The organism is Streptomyces sp. NPDC032472 (assembly GCF_040636955.1).
GTDB lineage: Bacteria > Actinomycetota > Actinomycetes > Streptomycetales > Streptomycetaceae > Streptomyces.
The window spans coordinates 19,027-39,055 of the sequence record NZ_JBEZVK010000002.1; the positions used below are offsets into that span (position 1 = coordinate 19,027).

At 74.9% G+C, this 20,029-nt stretch carries 17 protein-coding genes; 13 read left to right on the forward strand and 4 right to left on the reverse strand.

What is annotated here, in order from left to right:
• The first annotated feature begins 1 nt into the window (after nt 1).
• Together AB0F11_RS01145 and AB0F11_RS01150 are read left to right on the forward strand one after the other, a co-directional pair.
• On the forward strand, nt 2–1,267 hold the full coding sequence (locus AB0F11_RS01145) for a ketosynthase chain-length factor (RefSeq protein ID WP_362166850.1): 1,266 nt from the start codon (nt 2–4) through the stop codon (nt 1,265–1,267).
• A 53-nt stretch (nt 1,268–1,320) separates the two neighbouring features.
• Nucleotides 1,321–1,590, forward strand: coding sequence for an acyl carrier protein (locus AB0F11_RS01150; protein ID WP_362166853.1), 270 nt, complete (start codon nt 1,321–1,323; stop codon nt 1,588–1,590).
• Between the two features lie 404 nt (nt 1,591–1,994).
• Here the strand turns inward: AB0F11_RS01150 and AB0F11_RS01155 are convergent, their stop codons facing one another.
• Nucleotides 1,995–2,468 (reverse strand): nuclear transport factor 2 family protein, encoded by a 474-nt coding sequence (locus tag AB0F11_RS01155; RefSeq protein ID WP_362166855.1) that lies wholly within the window; start codon nt 2,466–2,468, stop codon nt 1,995–1,997.
• A 141-nt stretch (nt 2,469–2,609) separates the two neighbouring features.
• Between AB0F11_RS01155 and AB0F11_RS01160 the strand changes: the two genes are divergently transcribed.
• From AB0F11_RS01160 to AB0F11_RS01185, 6 genes are all read left to right on the forward strand, one after another.
• Nucleotides 2,610–4,205 (forward strand): class I adenylate-forming enzyme family protein, encoded by a 1,596-nt coding sequence (locus AB0F11_RS01160; protein WP_362166857.1) that lies wholly within the window; start codon nt 2,610–2,612, stop codon nt 4,203–4,205.
• Nucleotides 4,206–4,286: 81 nt separating this feature from the next.
• On the forward strand, nt 4,287–6,065 hold the full coding sequence (locus AB0F11_RS01165) for an FAD-dependent oxidoreductase (RefSeq protein WP_362166859.1): 1,779 nt from the start codon (nt 4,287–4,289) through the stop codon (nt 6,063–6,065).
• Entirely contained in the window at nt 6,062–6,943 is an 882-nt protein-coding gene (gene fabG / locus AB0F11_RS01170; RefSeq protein ID WP_362166861.1) for a 3-oxoacyl-ACP reductase FabG, read from the forward strand. Before AB0F11_RS01165 ends, fabG begins: the two co-directional genes overlap by 4 nt.
• Nucleotides 6,943–7,905: an aromatase/cyclase gene (locus tag AB0F11_RS01175; protein ID WP_362166863.1), complete on the forward strand. Its 963-nt coding sequence runs from the start codon at nt 6,943–6,945 to the stop codon at nt 7,903–7,905. The genes fabG and AB0F11_RS01175 overlap by 1 nt, the downstream gene beginning before the upstream one ends.
• Nucleotides 7,906–7,999: 94 nt before the next feature.
• Nucleotides 8,000–8,956 carry an aromatase/cyclase gene (locus AB0F11_RS01180; protein ID WP_362166865.1) on the forward strand — a complete coding sequence of 319 codons (957 nt, stop codon included), beginning with the start codon at nt 8,000–8,002 and terminating at the stop codon, nt 8,954–8,956.
• Nucleotides 8,957–9,309: 353 nt separating this feature from the next.
• Nucleotides 9,310–11,511, forward strand: coding sequence for a condensation domain-containing protein (locus tag AB0F11_RS01185; protein ID WP_362166867.1), 2,202 nt, complete (start codon nt 9,310–9,312; stop codon nt 11,509–11,511).
• 298 nt (nt 11,512–11,809) lie between these two features.
• Here AB0F11_RS01185 and AB0F11_RS01190 read toward each other — a convergent pair whose 3' ends face one another.
• On the reverse strand, nt 11,810–12,577 hold the full coding sequence (locus AB0F11_RS01190; protein WP_362166869.1) for an alpha/beta fold hydrolase: 768 nt from the start codon (nt 12,575–12,577) through the stop codon (nt 11,810–11,812).
• A 213-nt stretch (nt 12,578–12,790) separates the two neighbouring features.
• Between AB0F11_RS01190 and AB0F11_RS01195 the strand changes: the two genes are divergently transcribed.
• From AB0F11_RS01195 to AB0F11_RS01215, 5 genes are all read left to right on the forward strand, one after another.
• Entirely contained in the window at nt 12,791–14,626 is a 1,836-nt protein-coding gene (locus tag AB0F11_RS01195) for an acyl-CoA dehydrogenase (protein ID WP_362166872.1), read from the forward strand.
• Nucleotides 14,627–14,679: 53 nt separating this feature from the next.
• Nucleotides 14,680–15,540 (forward strand): 4'-phosphopantetheinyl transferase superfamily protein, encoded by an 861-nt coding sequence (locus AB0F11_RS01200; RefSeq protein WP_362166875.1) that lies wholly within the window; start codon nt 14,680–14,682, stop codon nt 15,538–15,540.
• Between the two features lie 150 nt (nt 15,541–15,690).
• Entirely contained in the window at nt 15,691–16,203 is a 513-nt protein-coding gene (locus AB0F11_RS01205) for an EF-hand domain-containing protein (RefSeq protein ID WP_362166877.1), read from the forward strand.
• Between the two features lie 83 nt (nt 16,204–16,286).
• Complete coding sequence (locus tag AB0F11_RS01210) at nt 16,287–16,841, forward strand: divalent metal cation transporter (protein WP_362166879.1); 555 nt, start codon at nt 16,287–16,289, stop codon at nt 16,839–16,841.
• 144 nt (nt 16,842–16,985) lie between these two features.
• Entirely contained in the window at nt 16,986–18,227 is a 1,242-nt protein-coding gene (locus AB0F11_RS01215) for an MFS transporter (RefSeq protein WP_362166881.1), read from the forward strand.
• Between the two features lie 22 nt (nt 18,228–18,249).
• Here AB0F11_RS01215 and AB0F11_RS01220 read toward each other — a convergent pair whose 3' ends face one another.
• Nucleotides 18,250–18,612 (reverse strand): DUF1330 domain-containing protein, encoded by a 363-nt coding sequence (locus AB0F11_RS01220; protein ID WP_362166883.1) that lies wholly within the window; start codon nt 18,610–18,612, stop codon nt 18,250–18,252.
• Between the two features lie 123 nt (nt 18,613–18,735).
• Entirely contained in the window at nt 18,736–19,599 is an 864-nt protein-coding gene (locus AB0F11_RS01225; RefSeq protein WP_362166885.1) for a hypothetical protein, read from the reverse strand.
• Nucleotides 19,600–20,029: the final 430 nt, after the last annotated feature.

Genomic DNA, 20,029 nt, shown 5'->3' on the forward strand with positions numbered 1-20,029 from the left:
CGTGACGACCACTCCAGTCGCCCTCGCCGACGCCGTCTTCACGGGGATCGGCGTGGCCGCCCCGAACGGGCTGGGCGCACAGGCCTGGTGGACCGCCGTACTGCGCGGCGAGAGCGGCATCCGCCCGCTCACCCGCTTCGACGCCTCGTCCTATCCGGCGCGGCTGGCGGGGGAGGTCCCCGGCTTCGTCGACGAGGACCACGTCCCGAACCGGCTGCTCCAGCAGACCGACCGGGTCACCCGGCTGTCCCTGGCCGCCGCGAAGGAGGCACTCGACGACGCCGGGGCCGACCCCGCCGAGCTGCCCGAGTACGCCGCCGGCGTGGTCACCGCGAACTCCGCGGGCGGGTTCGAGTTCGGGCAGCGCGAGCTCCAGGCGCTGTGGAGCCGGGGCGGCCGGCACGTCAGCGCGTACCAGTCCTTCGCCTGGTTCTACGCGGTCAACAGCGGCCAGATCTCCATCCGGCACGGGCTGCGCGGCGCCAGCGGCGTCCTCGTCGCCGAACAGGCCGGCGGGCTCGACGCAGCCGCCCACGCCCGCCGCCAGATCCGCAAGGGCGCGCACCTCGTCGTCACCGGCGGGATCGACTCCACGCTGTGCCCGTGGGGCTGGGCGGCCCACCTCGCGGGCGGCGGGCTCAGCACCGCCGAGGACCCGGCCCGGGCCTACCTGCCCTTCGATCGGGACGCGAACGGGTACGTCCCCGGGGAGGGCGGCGCCCACCTGGTCCTGGAGGACGCGGGCGCGGCCCGTCGGCGCGGGGCCCGCGTGTACGGGACCCTGGCCGGACACGCCGCTGCCTTCGACGCCTTCGACGGCGGGGCCGGCGCGGGTGGCTCAGCCGGCACGGCCGGCGGGTGTCGGCTCGGGGCCGCCGCCGCGGGCGCCCTCGCCGACGCCGGACTGGAGCCCGGCGACATCGACGTGGTCTTCGCCGACGCCGCGGGCAGCCGCGCCGCCGACCGCCGCGAGGCCGAGGCCCTCACCGCCCTGTTCGGCGAGCGCGGGGTCCCCGTCACCGCGCCCAAGTCCATGACCGGCCGGCTCCTGGCCGGCGGCGGGGCCCTGGACGTCGCCGCCGCCCTGCTCGCCCTGCGCGACCAGGTCGTCCCCCCGACCACGGGCACCACGGCCCCCGCCGACGACTGCCCCCTCGACCTCGTCACCGGCGCGCCCCGAACCGGGATCCGGCTGCGCACGGCGCTGGTCCTGGCCCGCGGCCGCGGCGGCTTCAACTCGGCGGCGGTCGTCCGCACCGCCGCCTGACCGCGGCCACTCCTCACTCCGTACTCCGTACTCGACCGAAACAGAGGTATGCCATGGACCGGGACCGCCTGGAACTCGACCAGCTCAAGCGCATCCTGCGCGAGTGCGCGGGTGAGGAGGAGGGCATCGACCTCGACGGCGACGTCCTGGACCAGTACTGGTTCGAGCTCGGCTACGACTCCCTCGCCGTCCTCCAGGCCACCGGCTGGATCGAGCGCGAGTTCGACGTCGTGCTCGACGGCGAGGACTTCGACGACGCCGACACCCCGCGCCGCTACCTCGACATGGTCAACCGAGTCCTCGCCGACCGCACCACCGTCTGAGCCCTGGCACCCGTACCGCCCGTACGTCTGTTCACCTGTACGGCCGTAGGCTCCGCCCGGCCGTTGTCCGCTGCGCGGAGCTTTCCCCCACCCCGCCCCTTCCCGAAACCGGGCTCCGCCCGGCCCCGCGCCTCACACGCCGGCGGGGCTCAAGGGCTGGGGCTCCGCCCGGTCCGCCCGCCTGAAGCGCCGGCGGGGCTCAGAGTCCGGGGGTCCGCCCGCAGAAAGACCGGGGCTTCGCCCCGGGGCCGGGCCTTGAGTGCCGGCGGGGCTGGGTTTTCCAGCCCGCGCGGCGTTTGAGCGCACCCGGCGCGGAGCGCCCGGGTTTTCGGGCCCCGCCGGCGTTTGAGGCGCGGGGGTCCGGGGGCGGTGCGCCCGCGAGCGGGGATCCCGCCGCCGGGCGGTCATGCGAGGTCGTCGCGGGTTACCAGGCGGTGGTTGGTGCGCCAGCGGCCGCGGCACAGGACCAGCTCGTCCTCCATCACGCACACCCGGTGCACCCGGGACACCCCGCCGCGCGGCGTCATGTACACGAGGGCGTAGGCGCGGGTGCGCAGCGTGCCGTTCGACTGCGGCTGGACGTCCAGCATGCCGATCCAGTGGCGCAGCTGCTCGCCGCTCCTGTCCTGCGCCTCCTGGCCCCGCCGCACGTTCGCGGCGAGCGCGGCGCGTCCGCGCACCGGCTCCGGCAGGGTCGGCACGTCGAAGACGGCGTTCTCGGTGAACGTGCCCGCCCACCGCTCCGCCTCGAAGGAGTCGAACAGCTGCATCTGGTGCGCGTAGAACTGCTGGACCTCCGCGTACAGGAGGCCGAACTCGCGCTCCGAGAGGGGGAGCGGCCGTGCGGGGGCGGCGGGCAAGGTGGTCATGGAGGTCATGGCGGTACTCCGTTCCATTCGGTTACCGCAGTTTCTGCGGTGCGGATCGAGCACCCTTCGAAGACTCCTCAAGCGCTTCTGGCCACGGTGGTGAGCGTGCCGCAGCCGCGACCGCCCTTTCGGGAGCCAGGAGGACGCACCATGCCGAAACCCGTGTATCCGCACCTCCCGCTGGACGGCCTGCTGCGCCGCGCCGCCGTGCGCGACCCCGCCGGGTGGGCCGTGCGTACCGGCCCGTCCGGCCGGTCCGGCCCGTCCACCGTCACATTTGCCGAGCTCGACGCCCAGGCCGACCGGATCGCCGCCCACCTGGAGGAGGACTGCGGCCGCCGCGGGGCCCGCGTCGGCGTCGCCAACACCCTCGACCCCGTCTTCGCCGCCGCCTACTACGGGACGGTGCGCAGCGGGAACACCGTCGTGCTGGTCAACCCGCTGCTCAAGGAGACGGGCCTGGTCCACGTCTTCACCGCCGCCGCCGTCGAGGTGGCGTTCGTGCCGACCGCGACCGCGGAGCTGCTGCTGAAGCTGTCCGACCGGCTGCCCGCCCTGCGTACGGTCGTGGTGACGGACGCCCCCGACGGGGTGGTCCCCGGCGACGCCGTGCCGCTGGCCGAGGTGCTGGACCGCACGGCCGAGCGGAGCTCTCTGCCCGAGGCCGTCGACCTGGACGCCGACGCGTGCATCCAGTTCACGACCGGCACCACCGGCCGACCCAAGGGCGTCCGCCTCACCCACCGCAACCTGGTCGCCAACGCCGCCCAGATCTCCGCCGCCCACCGGCTCGGCAGCGACTCGGTCCTGCTCAACCACCTGCCGCTCTACCACGTCATGCACCTCAACTCGGCGGTGTACGCGGGCGCCTGCCAGGTGCTGTGCCCCGACCCCGACCCGATCGCCTCCCTCGCCCTGGCCGCGGAGGTGTCGGCCACCCACTACTACGGGCTGCCCGCCCGCCTGCACGCCCTGGCGCTGGACGACCGGATCACCGGCCCGTTCCCGGCCGGCCGCAGCCTGACCGCCGTCCTGTCCGGCGGCACCGCACTGGCCTCCGGCGCCGCCCGGGCGCTGTCCGAGCGCCTCGGCGTGCCCGTCGTCCAGGGCTACGGGATGGCGGAGCTGTCCCCGCTCTCCCACTGCCAGGACCCGCGCCGGCCCAAGGCCGGGTCGGTGGGCCCGCCCGTGCCCGGCACCGAGTGCCGCATCGTCCACCTGGACACGCGCACCCCGCTGGACGTGTACGCCACCGGCGAGGTGCAGGTCCGCGGGCCGCAGGTGATGGCCGGCTACCTCGACGACACCGAGCCGCCGCGCATCGACGCCGACGGCTGGTTCTCCACCGGGGACGTCGGCTACCGCAACGAGGACGGCGTGCTGTTCCTCGTGGACCGCCTCGGCGACGTCTTCAAGTACGACAACGAGCTCGTCTCGCCCAGCACCGTCGAAGAGGTCGTCCGCGCCGACCCGCGGGTCGCCGACTGCATCGTCAGCGGCTGGCCCGACCCCGTGCACGGGTCCGTCGTATGGCTCGGGCTCGTCCTGCGCGACCCCACCGCCCCCGGACTCCTCGACCGGATCGACTCCATCGTCGAGGGCGCGGGCGAGCGGCTCACCGAAGCCGAGCAGATCCGCCGCGTCGAGGTCCTCGGCGCGGTCCCGCGCAACCACGTCGGCAAGCCCGAACGCGCTGCCCTGCGCCGGGACATCCGCCGGCGCGCGGCGGCCGAAGCGGCCCTGTGACCTGACCTGCCTGACCTGACCTGCCTGACCTGACCTGCTGCGCACCTGACCCACGACCGACCGATCAGAGGAGCCACCTCCATGCGGACCTTCTCCGGCACACCGACGACGCGGGGCCGGGCCGCCCGGGTGCTCGTGGTGGGCGCCGGCCCCGTCGGCCTGACCGCCGCGCACGAACTCGCCCGCCGAGGCCTGCGCGTCCGCCTCGTCGACGCCGCGCCCGGACCGGCCGCCACCAGCCGCGCCGTGGCCGTACACCCGCGCACGCTGGAGACCTTCGACCAGATGGGCGTGATCGACGGGGTGCTCGCCGCGGGCCGCAAGAACCGCGCCTTCACCATGTACGCCGGCGGCCACCGGCTCGTCCGCCTCGAAGCCGACTACGCCTCGATGCCCACCCGCTTCCCGTACACCGTCGTCATCGAGCAGACCCGCACCGAGGAGCTGCTGCGCGAGGCCGTCGCCCGGCTCGGCGTCCGCATCGAGTGGGGCGTGCGGCTGACCGGCCTCACCCAGGACGCGGCCGGCGCCACGGCCCTCCTGGAGCACGCCGACGGCACCGCCGAGGAGTACGCGGTCCCCTGGCTCGTGGGCTGCGACGGCGGCCACAGCACCGTACGCAAGGAACTCGGGCTGCCGCTGATCGGCGAGTCCCGCGACACCTGGGAGCTCGCCGACGCCGAGGTCGACACCGACCTGCCGCCCGACACCATCTACTGGGCGCACACCGGCGGCCAGGCCCTGATGATGGTCCCGTACCGCGAGGACGGCCGCTGGCGGCTCCTCGACACCGCACCCGACCGCCGCCCCGGCGAGTCCGCCGACGCCGAGGACGTCGCCCGCCGGTTCTCCGCGAAGCTCAGCGCGGGCCTCGGCCGGCCCGTGCGGGTCGGACCGCCGTCGTGGAACTCGGTGTTCACCTTCCAGCAGCGCATGGTGCCCCGCATGCGCGAGGGCCGCTGCTTCGTCGCGGGCGACGCCGCCCACGTCCACAGCCCCGCCTCCGGCCAGGGCATGAACACCGGCATCCAGGAGGCGTACAACCTGGGCTGGAAGCTCGCCATGGTCGACCACGGCCAGGCCGGGCAGGAGCTCCTCGCCACCTACGGGCTCGAACGGGTCCCGGTCGGGCGGGCGCTGCTCGGCTCGACCCGCAAGGCCACCTTCCTCGTGCAGTTCAAGAACCGGCTGGCCGGCGTGGCGCTGCCGGTGGTCTTCTCCCTCGTCCGGGCCGTCCCGCCGCTGCGCCGGGCCATCCAGCGCAAGGTCCTGGGAGGGATGTCCGGGCTGCGCCTGGCCTACCCGGACAGCCCCCTGACCACTCCCGGCAAGGGGCCGGCGCTCCCCGCGGGCACCCGGGCCGCGGCGGCCGCGGCCCGGCACCCCGACGACCCGGGCTCGGTGGCGCTGCGCGCCGAACTCCGCGACACCCGCTGGTCGCTGCTGTGGGCGGCGGCCGGCCCGGGCGAGGCGCTGCGGGTGGCCCGCGCCTCGGCCGCCGAGCACGGCGACTGGCTCTCGGTGCGCACCCTCGGCGACGGCATCGGCGGCGGCCCCGCCCCGCTGGCCGACCCGGCCGGGCTGCTGCGCCGCTCGCTGGGACTGGGCCCCGGGGGCTGGGTGCTGATCCGGCCCGACGGCTACCTCGCAGCCGGCGGGCCGACGCTGAGCTGGCGCGAGCTGGAGCGGGCCATCGCCCCGCTGGGCCGGCTCGCCACCGTGCACTGCCTGCGCCCGCGCTCGGCGGCCCCGGCCCCGGTCCCGGTCCCGGCACCGGTCCTCAAGCAGACTTCCGGCGGCTCTCCAGAGGTCCGGGACACGGTCGAAACCACACCACGAGTCCTGGAGGGTCAGCGATGACAGCACCGTCAGCGGCACCGTCGGCTTCGGCGACCGGGACGGCGTCGGCGTCCGCGCCGGCGTCCGCGTCGAGACCGGCGGCCCCGGCCTGGCCGGCCTCGCCGCCGCAGCCGGTCGCCCTGGTCACCGGCGGCACCAGCGGCATCGGGCTCGCCGTCGCCCGCGACCTGGGCCGGCGCGGCCACCGGGTGTTCCTGTGCGCGCGGACCGCCGACTCCGTCAAGCAGACCGTCCAGGACCTGCGCGCCGAGGGCCTCGACGTCGAGGGCACCGCCGCCGACGTCCGCTCCCGGGAGTCCGTCGCCGCCCTGGTCGCCGCGGCCGTCGAGGAGTACGGACCGGTCTCCGTCCTCGTCAACAACGCCGGGCGCAGCGGCGGCGGCCCGACCGCCGACATACCCGACGAGCTCTGGTACGACGTCATCGACACCAACCTCAACAGCGTCTTCCTGCTCACCCGGGAGGTCCTGAAGAACGGCGGCCTCGAAGGCGCCTCCTGGGGCCGCATCATCAACATCGCCTCCACGGCCGGCAAGCAGGGCGTCCTGCTCGGCGCCCCCTACTCGGCCTCCAAGCACGCCGTCGTCGGCTTCACCAAGGCCCTCGGCAAGGAGCTCGCCCCGACCGGCATCACCGTCAACGCCGTCTGCCCCGGCTACGTCGAGACCCCGATGGCCGAGCGCGTCCGCGCCGGGTACGCCGCCGCCTGGGGCACCACCACCGAGGACGTGCAGGAGCAGTTCGAGGCGAAGATCCCGCTGGGGCGCTACGCCACCCCCGAGGAGGTCGCGGCCATGGTCGGCTACCTGACCACCGACCTCGCCGCGGCCGTCACCGCACAGGCGCTCAACGTCTGCGGCGGACTGGGCAACTTCTGATGGCGGCCGAGCAGATGCACCGTACGGTGCACGAGACCGAGGTCGACGCGCCCGCCGGCGTGGTCTACGGGCTGATCGCGGACCCCGTGCAGTGGCCGCTGTTCTTCCCGCCCAACGTGTACGTCGAACGCCTCGCCTTCGACGGCACCGAGGAGCGGCTGCGGATGTGGGCCACCGCGGGCGGGCAGGTCAAGTCCTGGACCTCGCGCCGCGTCCTGGACGCCGGCGCCCGGCGGATCGAGTTCCGCCAGGAGATCGCGGCGGCCCCGCTGCGCGAGATGACCGGCACCTGGACCGTCGAGCCGCTCGGCGGCGAACGCTGCCGGCTGACCCTGCTGCACGACTTCCGCGTCGTCGGCGACCGGCCCGAGGACGTGGCCTGGGTCGAGCGGGCCACCGACACCAACAGCCGCGCCGAGCTCGGCAACCTGGCCCGGATCGCCGGCCGGTGGGCCCACATGGACCAGCTGGTCATGACCTTCGAGGACACGGTACGGGTCGACGCCCCGCCGCAGCTGGTGTACGCGTTCCTGGAGCGGGCCGAGCGGTGGCCCGAACTGCTGCCGCACGTCGCCCGGCTGGACCTGGCCGAGGAGGGCGACCTGCCCGGCGTGCAGCGCATCAGCATGGACACGGTGGCCGCGGACGGCTCCGCGCACACCACCGAGTCGGTGCGGGTCTGCTTCCCCGAGGCCGGCCGCATCGTCTACAAGCAGACCCGCACGCCCGCCCTGATGAGCGCGCACACCGGCGCCTGGACGGTCACCGGCGACGCCCGACGCTCGACGGTCACCTCCCGGCACGGCGTGGTCCTGCGCCCCGACGCGGTCACCCGGATCCTGGGCCCGACCGCCGACCTGGCCGCGGCCCGTACGTACGTCCGCGACGCGCTGGGCCGCAACAGCACCGCCACCATGGCGTACGCCAAGCGGTACGCGGAGACGGCGGTCGGGTCCCGGTGAGGGCGGCCATCCGTCCACCGCGGCTCCGGCTCCGCTCGAACGGCGCTCCACCAGGCTCGGACAGACTCTGGATGACCAGTGAGGGAGGTGTGTGATGGCGGTCCAGCGAGTGCACCGGACGTCGTACGCCGTGGACGTCGCAGCGCCGGCCGGCGTGGTCTACGGACTGGTGGCGGACACGACCCAGTGGCCGTTGTTCGTCCCCGCGAGCATCCACGTGGAACGGCTCGACTTCGACGGGGTCCAGGACCGGTTCCACATGTGGGCCACCGCGAACGGCACCGTCAGGTCCTGGCTGTCGCGCCGCACCCTCGACGCGGGCGCCCGGCGCATCGACTTCCGGCACGAGCTGCCGGCCGCCCCCACCACGGCGATGGGCGGCAGCTGGAGCGTGGAGCCGCGCGGCGCCGACCGATGTCGGCTGGTGCTGGAGCACGACTTCACCGTCGCCGGGGACCGGCCGCAGGACGTCGCCTGGGTGCGGCGGGCCACCGACGACAACAGCCGTGCCGAGCTCGACCGGCTGAAGGAGACCGCCGAGCAGTGGACCCGCCTGGACGAGCTGCTGCTGAGCTTCGAGGACGCGGTACGGGTCGACGGTCCGGCGGAGCTGGTCTACGGCTTCCTCTACGACGTGGCCGACTGGCCGCGGCTGATCCCGCACGTCGCGCGGCTCGACGTCACCGAGGACGAACCCGGGGTGCAGCGCATGAGCATGGACACGCTGACCGCGGACGGCGCCGCGCACACCACCGAGTCGGTGCGGGTCTGCTTCCCGCACGCCGGCCGCATCGTCTACAAGCAGACCGCGACGCCCGCGCTGATGGCGGCGCACACCGGCGAATGGTCCGTCATCCCCGACGAGACCGGCGTCACGGTGGTCTCGCAGCACAGCGTCCTGCTGCGCGAGGAGGCCGTCGAACGGGTGCTGGGCGCGGGAACCACCGTGTCCGAGGCCCGCGCGTACGTACGGGGTGCGCTGGGCCGCAACAGCACGGCCACCCTCGAACTCGCCAAACGGCACGCGGAGAACGCCGTCCGCATGCTGTGAGCGCGGGAGCCGCCGCCGGGTCGCGTGCCGCGGATCGGGTGGTGGCGGGTTGCTTGCGGCGGCGCGGGACGTGCCGGGGTCGCCGGCTGCGGCCGGGAGGTGTCGGGGCGCGTCCTGTGGCCCGGGAAGAGCTGGGCCGCTTGCTGCGGCCTGGGAGGTCCGGGTCGCTTGTCGCGGCCCGGGAGGTGCCGGGGCCGCGACCGCGGTCCGGGGCCCCGCCGGAGCACCCACGCCGCTCCGGCGGGGCTGTGCCGCGGCACCGGCGGCGCGTCAGCGGCCCGTCAGCGATACGTGGCCACGCCATGCATACTCGTCCCCTTTGGAGTCGGAGTCCGATGCCGAACGGGGGAGAGATGACCACCGCTGCCTCTGCTGTCGCCGTCACCGTGGTCATCGCCCCCGGCCCGGAGCCGGTTCTCCACCTCCACGGCCCGCTGGAGCAGTCGGCCCTGGCGGCCCTGCCGCCGTACCCGCTGACCCGGCACACCCCCACGCACCACACCCTGCACCTCCCGCCGGACCACCCCCACCCGGGCACACTGGCCGACCTCCTGACGGGCGCAGCGGCGTCCGCGTCCGGTGGGGCCGACGCCGGGGGCCGGTCCCGGGCGGCCCGGGCGCCCCGAACGGCCACCACGGCCACCGCGACCGCTGCGGGCTACGGGTCCGACGGGGGCGACACGGCCCGCCAGGCCGAGGCGGCCGCCCCGGCGGCCTCGGTCGGCCCGGTACGCCCGGCCGGGGGAGCGTGTGCCGTCGGCAGCGACCGTGGGGTCGGGCCGGGCCGTACGGGGGGCGCCGCAGAGGCCCTGCCCTCGTTGCCCGTCGGGGCGCGGCAGCGGGAGGTGCTGCTCGACGCCCTTGCCGCCCGGCCCGGTGCCGCCCTGCACGTCGAGCAGCTCCACTGGCGCTGGTACGGGCCGCTGGACACCCGCCGCTTCCACGAGGCCTGGCAGGCCGTCCACGACCGGGAGCCCGTGCTGCGCGCCGCGCTCGCCCCCGGCGGCGACGGACCGCACGTCGTCGTCCATCCGCACGCCGAACCGGAACTCGTCCGGCACCCGTACGGATCCGCCGACTGGCACTCCCTCCTCGTCGGCGAACGCCTGCGCCCCTTCGACCTGCACCGCCCCGCCCCGCTGCGGATCGCCCTGCTCGACGAACAGGCCGGGCCCGCCGGGCCGACCCGGGTCATCCTGACCTACCACCACGCCCTGCTCGACGGCCGCAGCGTACGGCTGCTGCTGCGCGCCTTCCACCGCGCGTACCTGGCCGCGGGGCGGGCCCGGGGCGGGGAGCGGCGTCCCGACGTACGGGACCACCTGCGCTGGCTCGCCGGGCAGGACGACACCGCGCCCCGCGCCTACTGGGCCGGGGCCGCGCCGCCGCCCGGTTCGCGCACGCTGCCCGTGCCGCCCGCGGTCGGCGCGCCGGCCGGGGACGGGCCGACCCACCGGGGCCACGGCCGGACCCGCCACCGGCTGACCCCCGACGAGGCGGTACGGCTGCGGCGTTGGGCCGCGGAACTGGGCGCCGCCGAGAGCACCGCTCTCGGCGCGGCCTGGGCGCTGCTGCTGCACCGCGCGACCGGCTCGGGCTCCCGCCCCGCCCCCGTCGCCTTCGCCGTCGGCGTCTCCGGGCGCGGCATCGCGCTGGAGGGTGCGGCCGGCATGCCCGCCCCGCTCCAGGGCCCGCTGCCGCTGCACGTACGCGTCGACCCGGCCGCGCCGGTGGCGGAGCTGCTGGCGGAGCTGGGGGAGCGGATGCTGGGCGCGTCGGCGTACGAGTGGGTGTCGCAAGGGCAGATCCACGCGTGGAGCGGGCGCGGGGCGCACGAGGAACTCACGGAGTCGGTGGTGTCGTTCGACCCGCCGGACGGGCCGGCGGCGGCCCTGGAGGAGGAGCTCGCCGAGGAGGGCGTGCACCTCGGGCGGCCGCAGGCGGTGGACGCGTACACGCCGGTGCCGCTGAGCGTACGGGCCCACCACGACTGCGAGGGCGGCCTGGTCCTGACGGCCGTCAACGACCGGTCGCGGATCGGCAATGCGGAGGCGGGGTCGGCCCTTGCGCAGGCCGCGCTGCTGCTGCGGGAACTCCCGTGCAGCGGGGACGGCTCGGCGCCGGCGCGGGACTACCTGTCCCTGCTGCCCGAGGCGGGGTCCGCCCGGCCCCGGCCGGAGGCCGCCACCGTGGTCGTGCTCCGCCCGGCCACCCGCCCCGACGCCGGGACGATCGTGCTCCTTGCGCCGCCGGACGCCGCCGGGGCCGGGGTCGGAGCCCAGGCCGACTGCCACGACGGACTCGCGGCGGCCTGGCGGGGGCCGCAGGCCCTGGTCACGGTGCGGGGTGCCGCCGACGCGCCGACGTGCCTCGCGGCGCTGCGGCCCCTGCTCGCCGTCGGCGAACCCCTCCTGCTCAGCTGCGTCTCGGGCGGCGGCGAACTCGCCTACGAGATGGCCCACCGCCTCGCCGCCCACGGCTGGCCCCCACCCCGGATCGCGGTGGCCCCGACCCCGGCGACCCTGCCGCTCGCTCTCCACACGGCCACCCGCTGACCCTGGACCCCGGCCCAGCCCCCGCGCCTGATTCGCCGGCGGGGCCGGAACGGGTGGTCCTGTGCCTCGAGTGGTCGACCGGTGGGCGGGCCCGGCATATCCGGTTCCGCCGGCCCCGTACCCGGAGGCCGGCAAACTCCAGCCTCGCCGGCGTTTGAGGCGCAGGTCCGGGCGGAGCCCGGTGCCCGGCGGAGCCGGGTTTCCCGCGGCGCTGACCCGGATCCCCGGCCTCACACGCCGGCGGGGCTGGAGTTGCGGGCCTCTCGCCGCGCATGCAGGCGGGCCGGGGGAGCGGCCCCTACCCGGCGGTGGGTGGTAGGAGGTGGGTGCGCAGCAGGGTCGCCACCTCCGGGACCTGGGTGTTGAGGTAGAAGTGGCCGCCCGGGAACCAGTGGAACGTGGTTTCCGCGGTGGTGTGCGTGCGCCACGCCGCCGCCTCCTGGAGGGAGACCTTCGAGTCGGTCTGGCCGATCATCGCCACCACCGGGCAGGCCAGCGCCGGCCCCGGCCGGTACCGGTACCCCTGCGCCGCCCGGTAGTCCGCCCGCAGCACCGGCAGGTTCATCCGCAGCAGCTTCTCGTCGACGAGCAGCTCCTGCGGCGTGCCGCCCAGTTCCTTCACCGTCGACAGCACCCAGTCGTCGTCCTCGATGTTCGCGTACTCGCCCTCCCGGTGCGTCGACGGCGCCCGCCGGCTCGACGCGAACAACGCGAGCGGCGCGGTCCCCGCCGCCTCCAGCCGCAGCGCCAGCTCGAAGCCGACCGTCGCGCCGAGGCTGTGCCCGAACAGGGCCAGCGGGCGGTGGTCGTCCCACCCCTGCAGCTCCGCGAAGAGCCGGTCGGCCATCTCCCGTACGTCCGTGACGAACGGCTCCGCGCGCCGGTCCCCCCGCCCCGGGTACTGCACCGTGACCACGTCCAGCGCGGGTGACAGCGCCCGCGACAGCGGGTGGAAGTAGCTGGCCGAGCCGCCCGAGTGCGGCAGGCACATCAGCCGTACGGGTGCCTCCGGTGCCGGATGGAACCGGCGCACCCATGTGCCGGCCGCCGCGGTCGTCGCGCTCATCGCGCCCTCCCTGTGAGAGTCCAGTGCCTGTCCCGCCTACGGGCCCACGGGCCCACGGCCCAAAGGGCAGTGTCCGCTCCCGTGATGGGGCCGCCTTCGAACCGGCCTTGAGCCGTGCGTGCGGCGCTCCCCGGCCGGAGTTCGAGGGGGGCTCGAGCGGACGTCGAGCACGCGCCCCGACGCTGAACGTCCGTACGGCCCGGCCCGCGCCCTGTGACGAAGGAGCTGATCCACGCCACCATGGCCACCCTCACCGAGACCCAGAACCAGACCCAGACCCTCACCGGCCGGGCCGCCGGCACCACCGCGGCCCCCGCCCGGGACGCCGAGCACGACGCCGCCCTCGCCCGCGCGGGACAGCTCGACGCGCTCCTCGGCGCCCCCCTCGACCCGGCCAACCCGCACGGCCTCGCCGCCCTGATCGCCGCCGACGCCCGGCGCGAGCCGCCCGCGGCGACCGAGCAGCTGCTCACCGAGACCGGCCTGGGCGCCGAGTTCGTACCCGCCGAGTTCGGCGGCCGCCTCACCCGCGCCGACCTGCTCGCCAAGGTCCTGCGCCCGGTCTTCCGCCGCGACGTCGCCCTCGGCTTCGGCTACGGCATCACCTCGCTCTTCGGCACCGCCGCCGTCTGGGCGGCCGGCACCGAGCGGCAGCGCGCCGACACCGCCGCGCTGCTCCTCGGTGGCGGCCGGGCCTCGATCGTCCACCACGAGGTCGCGCACGCGAACGCCATCCTGCGGGACGAGTTCAACGCCGCTTCCGCCCCCGGAGCCGCCGGGTACACGCTCAGCGGGCGCAAGGACGTCATCATGAACGCGGACCGCTCCGGCGCCTGGGTCGTCTGGGCCCGCACCGCCCCCGAACGCGGCCCGCGCAGCCACTCCGTGCTCCTGCTGCGCCCCGACGAGCTGCCCGCCGGCACCGTCGCCCGGCTGCCCCGCGTGCCCACCCCCGGCATGCGCGGCGGGCTGTTCTCCGGACTGGAGTTCACCGGCCTGCCCGTGCCCTCCTCCGCCCTGGTGGGCCGGCCCGGCGAGGGCGTGGCGCTCGCGCTGCGCACCTTCCAGGTCAACCGCTGCCTGATCCCGGCCCTGGCCGTCTCGGCCGCCGACACCGTCCTGCACTCCGCCGTCCGCGCGGTCTCCCCGGGCCGCGGCGGCCGCACCGTCCGACGTTGGCACAAGCCGCTCACCGGGGTCTTCGCCGATCTGCTGGCCTGCGACAGCATGGCCACCGTCGCGCTGCGCTCGCTGAGCCTGCTGCCCGAGCGCGCCCACGTCCTGGCCGCCGCCGTGAAGTACGTCGTACCGGACCTGCTGCGCGAGGACCTCGAAGCGCTGGCCTCCGTCCTCGGCTCGCACGGCTACGAGCACGGCAGCCCCCAGTACGGCTCCCTCGACAAGCTGGTGCGCGACCTGCCGGTTGCGGGCCTCGGGCACACCGGCACGGCCGCCTGCCAGGCCGTCATCGTCCCGCAGCTGCGCAGCCTCGCCGAGCGGTCCTGGTTCCGCGCCGAGGAGCCGCCGGCCGAGTTGTTCTCCGGCGGCGCGGCCCTGCCGTCCCTGGACTACCGGCTGCTCGGAATCGCCAGCGGCGACGACTTCCTCTCCGCCTCGCTCATCGGCTCCGCCGCCCGCCTCGCCGACCACCGGTCCGCCGCCGGCGGCGACAGGGCCGTCCTCGCCGAGCTCGCCGAGACGTTCGTCGGCGAACTGCGCGGCCTGCGCGCCCGGTGCCGCCGGATCCCGGACGGCCGTGAAGCGCTCACCGACCCCGCCGTCGTCGTCCTCAGCGACCGCTACGCCCTCCTCCTCGCCGCGGCCGCCGTGCTCGGCGTATGGGAAGCCCAACACGGCGCCGACGGTGCCGACCCCTTCCTCGCCGACCCGGCCTGGGCGGTCCTCGCCCTGACCCGGCTCGGCCGCCGCATGGGCATCGCGGTGCCCGAGCTGCCCGACGGCGTCCTCGACCGGGTGCTGCGTGAGCTGGTCGGCCGCTACGAGGACGGCCGCTCGTGCGACCTCGACGGCCTGCGGCTCGCGCACTGACACACCGCCGGGCGCAGCCGCAGATCCCGACGACCCCACAGGAGGACCACCCCATGCCGCCCACGCAGACCACGCCGGACCGGCGCACCGCGCCCGCGGACGAGCCGCGCATCGCCCCGCCCGTCCACGTCGCCGGCCCGCACGGACCGTGGGACGAGGTGCACCGGGGCCTCGACCGGCGCGGCAGCGCCGTGGTGTACGCGACCTGGGGCGAATGGCTGCCCGCGGCCCTGGCCGAACCGGGCCTGCGCCCCCTGCTGGGCCGGGACTGGCAGCGCTACCGCGGCACCGCGGACGCGGCGATCCGCTACCGCTTCGTCACCTCCCGGATGATCATCAAGTACACGGCGGCGGCCGCGCTGCGCACCGACCCGGCCGGGTTCGACCTTGCGTACAAGCTGGGCGGGCGGCCGTTCATCCGCGGCCTGGACCAGATCGACATCAGCCTGAGCCACACCGACGACCTGATCGCGGTCGGCGTCAGCCGCACCGGCCGGATCGGCGTCGACGTGGAGCCGGCCGACCGGCGGATGTCCTTCGAGCTGCTGCGCGGCCACATGTGCACCCCGGCCGAGCACGAGGAGCTGGAACGGATGTCCCAGGACCGCCAGGCCTCCGAACTGCTGCGCCTGTGGACCCTGAAGGAGGCCTACACCAAGGCCCTCGGCCAGGGACTCCAGCTCGGCTTCACGGAGTTCGGCTTCGGCCTGGAGAGCGGGGGCCTGATCGCCCCCGACGGAACCCCGGCCGGCAGCGGCGAATGGGCCTTCACCACCCACCCGGTCCTGGGCCGCTACCTCCTGAGCACGGCCTGCCACGACACCGGCCTGGACCCGGCCCGCGACACCGCCGTCCGCACCATGCTGGACCCGGCCTTCATGGACGCCGTCGAGGACGCCCTCGCCACCGGCTGACCGGGCCCGTTCCCGCGGCCGCGGCCTCGATGCGGTGGTCGGTCCCACCGGACTGCACGCAGCGCCGGTGACCTGGTGCCGAGGTGATCGTTCCCACGGTGGGAGCGGTGCCCGCTGCTTCTTCGGCTTCGCGCAGGAATGAGGGTCCGGGTGGACGCCATCGCGGCCAAGCGACACATCTTCTCGATGCTGGACGTCGACGGGGACGGGGTCATCTCCCGCCAGGAGTACCTTGCCCGGCCCGAACGCGCGGCGCAGGCACTGGGCCGGGCCGGCCACGCCCCGCTGCTGTCCTCGGCGCGCACCGCGCACGAGCGGGTGTTCGCGTCGATGGACTCGGACCAGGACGGACGGGTGACCTTCGCGGAGTACGAGGCGTGGGCGGGCGCGGAGGCCTTCGACGAGGTGTGCAGGCCGGCTCTGGGATCGCTGTTCGACCTGGCCGACACCGACGGCGACGGACATCTCGACCGGGCGGAGTTCACCCGGCTGCGGCACGCCCTGGGCAATCCCGTCGACAACGCCCGTGCGGCCTTCGATGCGCTGGACGAGGACGGCGACGGCCGGATCGACCGCGACGCCTACCTGGCCCAGATCCGCTCCTTCGTCACCGACGGGTCGTCTCCCATGGCGCACGCTCTCCACGCGCAGGCCCTCGGCTGACCGCTGCGGAACGGCGGCGGACCCACGGGCGCCAGCCGGCCGCCGGGGGTCTCCCTGGCCAGGCCCGGTTCCACCAGGCGGCGGTGGGTGGCCTGCGGGTCCTGCGCGGTGCCGGTGTCCCCGCCGGCGGCGCCGTACCCCGCTTCTCGGGGTCCGAGAGCGTCCTGCTCGCCACCGGGATCCTCGGGGCCACCGCCATGCCCCACGTGATCTACCTGCACTCCAGCCTCACCAGTGCGCACACGCGGGGGCCGGGGGGTCCTGCCGGGCTGGCGGGACCGGCCGGCGCCGTGGACGAGCGGCGCTCGCTCGTCCACTCCGTGCGCCGCGGCGCCATGGTGGGGCTCGGGCCGGCCGGTGTCGCCCACGCCGCCATGCTCGTCATCGCCGCGCGGCTCTTCCACCCCTCGGGCCGGCCCGCCGACACCATCGACGACGTCCACACCGGCATCGGCGCCACGCTGGGCCGGGGCGCGGCCCTCGCCTTCGCCCTCGTACCGCTGATCCTGCTGACCCCCGACCGTAGGGTCATGGGCCCGCTGGCCAACCGACCCCTGCTTACCGCGGCGGCCTCGGTGGTCGCGGCCCTGGTGATCGGCCTGAACTTCCACCTCGTCGGGCAGGTCCTCACGGGCTGAGGAGAGCAACCGGGGCCCGCGGCACCGACCTTGTTGCACTCCTCTTGCAATTGCCATCAACGTGCAATCCAATGGCGGTAGTTGTAACCGCAGCCCTCGACCCACGCCCCTTACCGTCAGTCCTGTCAGGATACGGAGCGCACCATGCCCCACCTGCTGCCGGAGTCCGGACCGCAGCGCACCATCGCCGCCTCGAACTTCGTCTACACCGTCGGCAGCGGCCTCTACCTGACCGCGGGCGTCCTCTACTTCACCGAGGCCGTCCGGCTCCCGGCGGCCCAGGTCGGCCTCGGGCTCGGCATCGCCGGCATCCTCGCCCTCGCGGTCGGCATCGCCGCCGGCCACCTCGCGGACCGGCGCGGGGCCCGCGGCGTGTACGCCGCCACGCTCGTGGTCCAGGCGTTCGCCACGGCCGGCTTCCTGCTGGCGGACGGCTTCTGGCCGTTCGTGGCCGCCGTCTGCGCGGCCACCGCGGCGAAGGGTGCGGGGCTCGCGGCGCGCAGCCCGATCATCCGCCACCACGGGGGCGAGCGGCCGCAGGAGTTCCGTGCCTACCTGCGTGCCGTGACCAACATCGGCATCTCCCTCGGCGCCGTGCTGGCCGGCTGGGCGGTGCAGGCCGGCACGCAGAACGCGTACCGCCTCCTCGTCATCGGCAATGCCCTCGCCTTCGCGGCCTCGGCGGTGATCGTGCTGCGCCTGCGGCCCGTCGCGCCCGAACCGGCCGCCGACGGCCCGCGCTGGATCGCGCTGCGTGACCGGCCCTACCTCGCCCTCACCGTGCTGGACGGCATCATGGCCATCCAGTTCAAGGTGCTCACCGTCGCCGTCCCGCTGTGGCTGGTCGCCGCCACGGACGCGCCGCCTTGGCTGATCTCGGGGACCATGCTCCTGAACACCGTCCTGGTCGTCACCTGCCAGGTACGGGCCAGCCGCAGCATCGACACCCCGGCGGCGGGCGCCCTCGCCTACCGCCGCTCCGGCGTCGCCTTCCTCGCCGCCTGCGTGCTGATCTCCCTGTCCGCCGGGGTCCCGGCCTGGGCCGCGGCGGCGCTGCTACTCGCCGCCGTCGCCGTCCACACCCTCGGCGAACTGTGGCACTCCGCCGCCGGGTTCGAGATCTCCTTCGCTCTGGCCCCGCGGCACGCCACCGGGCAGTACCTCGGGGTCTTCGGCCTCGGCGCCGGCCTCGCCGAAGCGGTCGGGCCGGCCCTGCTGATCTCCCTGTGCATCACCTGGGGGCGGCCCGGCTGGTACGTGGTGGGCGCACTGTTCGCCGTGACGGGCCTGGCCGCCCCGCCGGCCGTGGCCTGGGCCCGGCGCCGCGGGTACGCGGGCGCGGCCCGGCCCGGCGCCGCGGCGAAGGAGGCCGCGGCGCCAGCCTGAGGCCCGGTGATGACGGCCGCCGCTACGCGGCCGGTTCCCCCGCCCGTTCGGCCTCGGCGCGCAGGGTGCGGGCCCGCTCGGTGGGGTCGTAGTCCGGGCCGACGCCGTCGATCAGCAGCACATCGCCTTCGACGTGGTCGGTGCGCAGCCGCAGGATGGCCCGGTAGGCGGGGGAGTCGTACCAGGCGCGGGCCTCGGCCCGGCCGGGGAACTCGATCAGCACCATGCTGCCGGGCCAGTCGCCCTCCAGGACCTCGGCCGGCGGCCCGTGGATGACGAAGCGGCCGCCGAAGGGGTCGAGGGTCGCCTGGATGCGCTCCAGGTACTCGAGGACGTCGGAGTGGTGGCGGCGGCCACGGAGATGGGCGAAGCCGAATGCGGGCATGGTCGGACTCCTGGTCGCGGGGGCGTGGGCGGTGCCCGAAACCTACCCGGCACCGCCTGCAGCCGCGATTACCCCGCAGGTCATGGTCGCCTGCCACCTGCTCCCACGACGTCCTGACCCGCGTCAGAGCCCGCCGTGAAAGGCGGCGGCGCGTGATCGCGGCCCTGCGTAGGATGTGCTGAACAACCAGCAGAAACGGGGCACATGCTGACTTACCGCGAGGTCATGGCCACTGACTTCGGCGCGCTGACCACCGCTGCCACTGCCTGGGAGGAGATGGCGGGCGAACTGAAGAAGATCGAAAAGGTCTACGGGGAGAAAGTCGCGTCCATCGGGAAGAACGGCATGTGGTTGGGCCAGGCGCAGCAGGTCGGGATTGCCAACTTCGCGGTGACGCGCCACGAGTACGCCAATGCCGAGTCCGAGGCGCGCGCAGTCGCGGCTCTGCTGCGCGACGCGTTCGCCCTCTTCACCGACTTGCGGCGGAAGGTGGAGTCGGCCGTCGGGGACGCCGTGGCTGCCGGCATGAAGGTAAGCGAGGGAGGAAACGTTACCTTCGACTTCTCCAAGGTCGACGGCGCCGAGGCCCAGGCGCTCAGACACGACCCGGACCTCCCCGAGGTGGAACGGTCCTGGGCGCGCCACATGCACGACGCCGTCGCCGCCTTCGACGAGGCGGACCGAGGCGTCAAGCTCGCCCTGGTCGACGCGGTGACAGATGCCGACTTCCGCGACGGAACCTTCAACGGGTTCAACGGCAGGCGCCCGTACCCCTCCCTCCAGGAGGCCGTCAAGGCTGAAAGCATGCCCAAGGACCGGGCGAAGGTAGGCGACTGGTGGCGCAGCCTGGACCCGGTGACGCGGGCCATCCTCCTGCAGGAGCGGGGGGACGAGCTCCGCAAGGCCGGCATCCTTGACCCGGCGTACCAGTGGAGCGCCCCGGACAAGGGTGCGGGTCCCTTCGGCGTCGAGGAGCCGGGCCTGCACGACATGTACCTGCTCGACAAAGCGCAGATGATCATGGCCAGCGGCGACTTCATCGGGAATACCGTGGCTTCACGCAACCTGGCCCACTACCTGGAAGGCACCGGCACACCCCTCGAACTCGACATCGACCGGGCACTGAGGGAAGACGCCGGGATGCGGGCGGATGTCCACAGGGACATCCAGAAGAATCAGGACAAGTGGAAGCAAGAGGCTCTGGCCGCCTTCGAGAAGTCCGGTGGCGTACCCGTCTCGATCCCCGTGGAGTACCGGGCCCCCGGCCCCCCGCTCGAACCGGGCCCGAACTTCAGGAACCGGGACTGGTATCTGGGCGTCGGCGGCCGTCAGCGGGTTCTCTCCGGCGATGTGTCCGTCGTTCCGGGTGCCGACGGAAAGCCGAGGATCAGCATGGACTACACGGTCAACATCTACG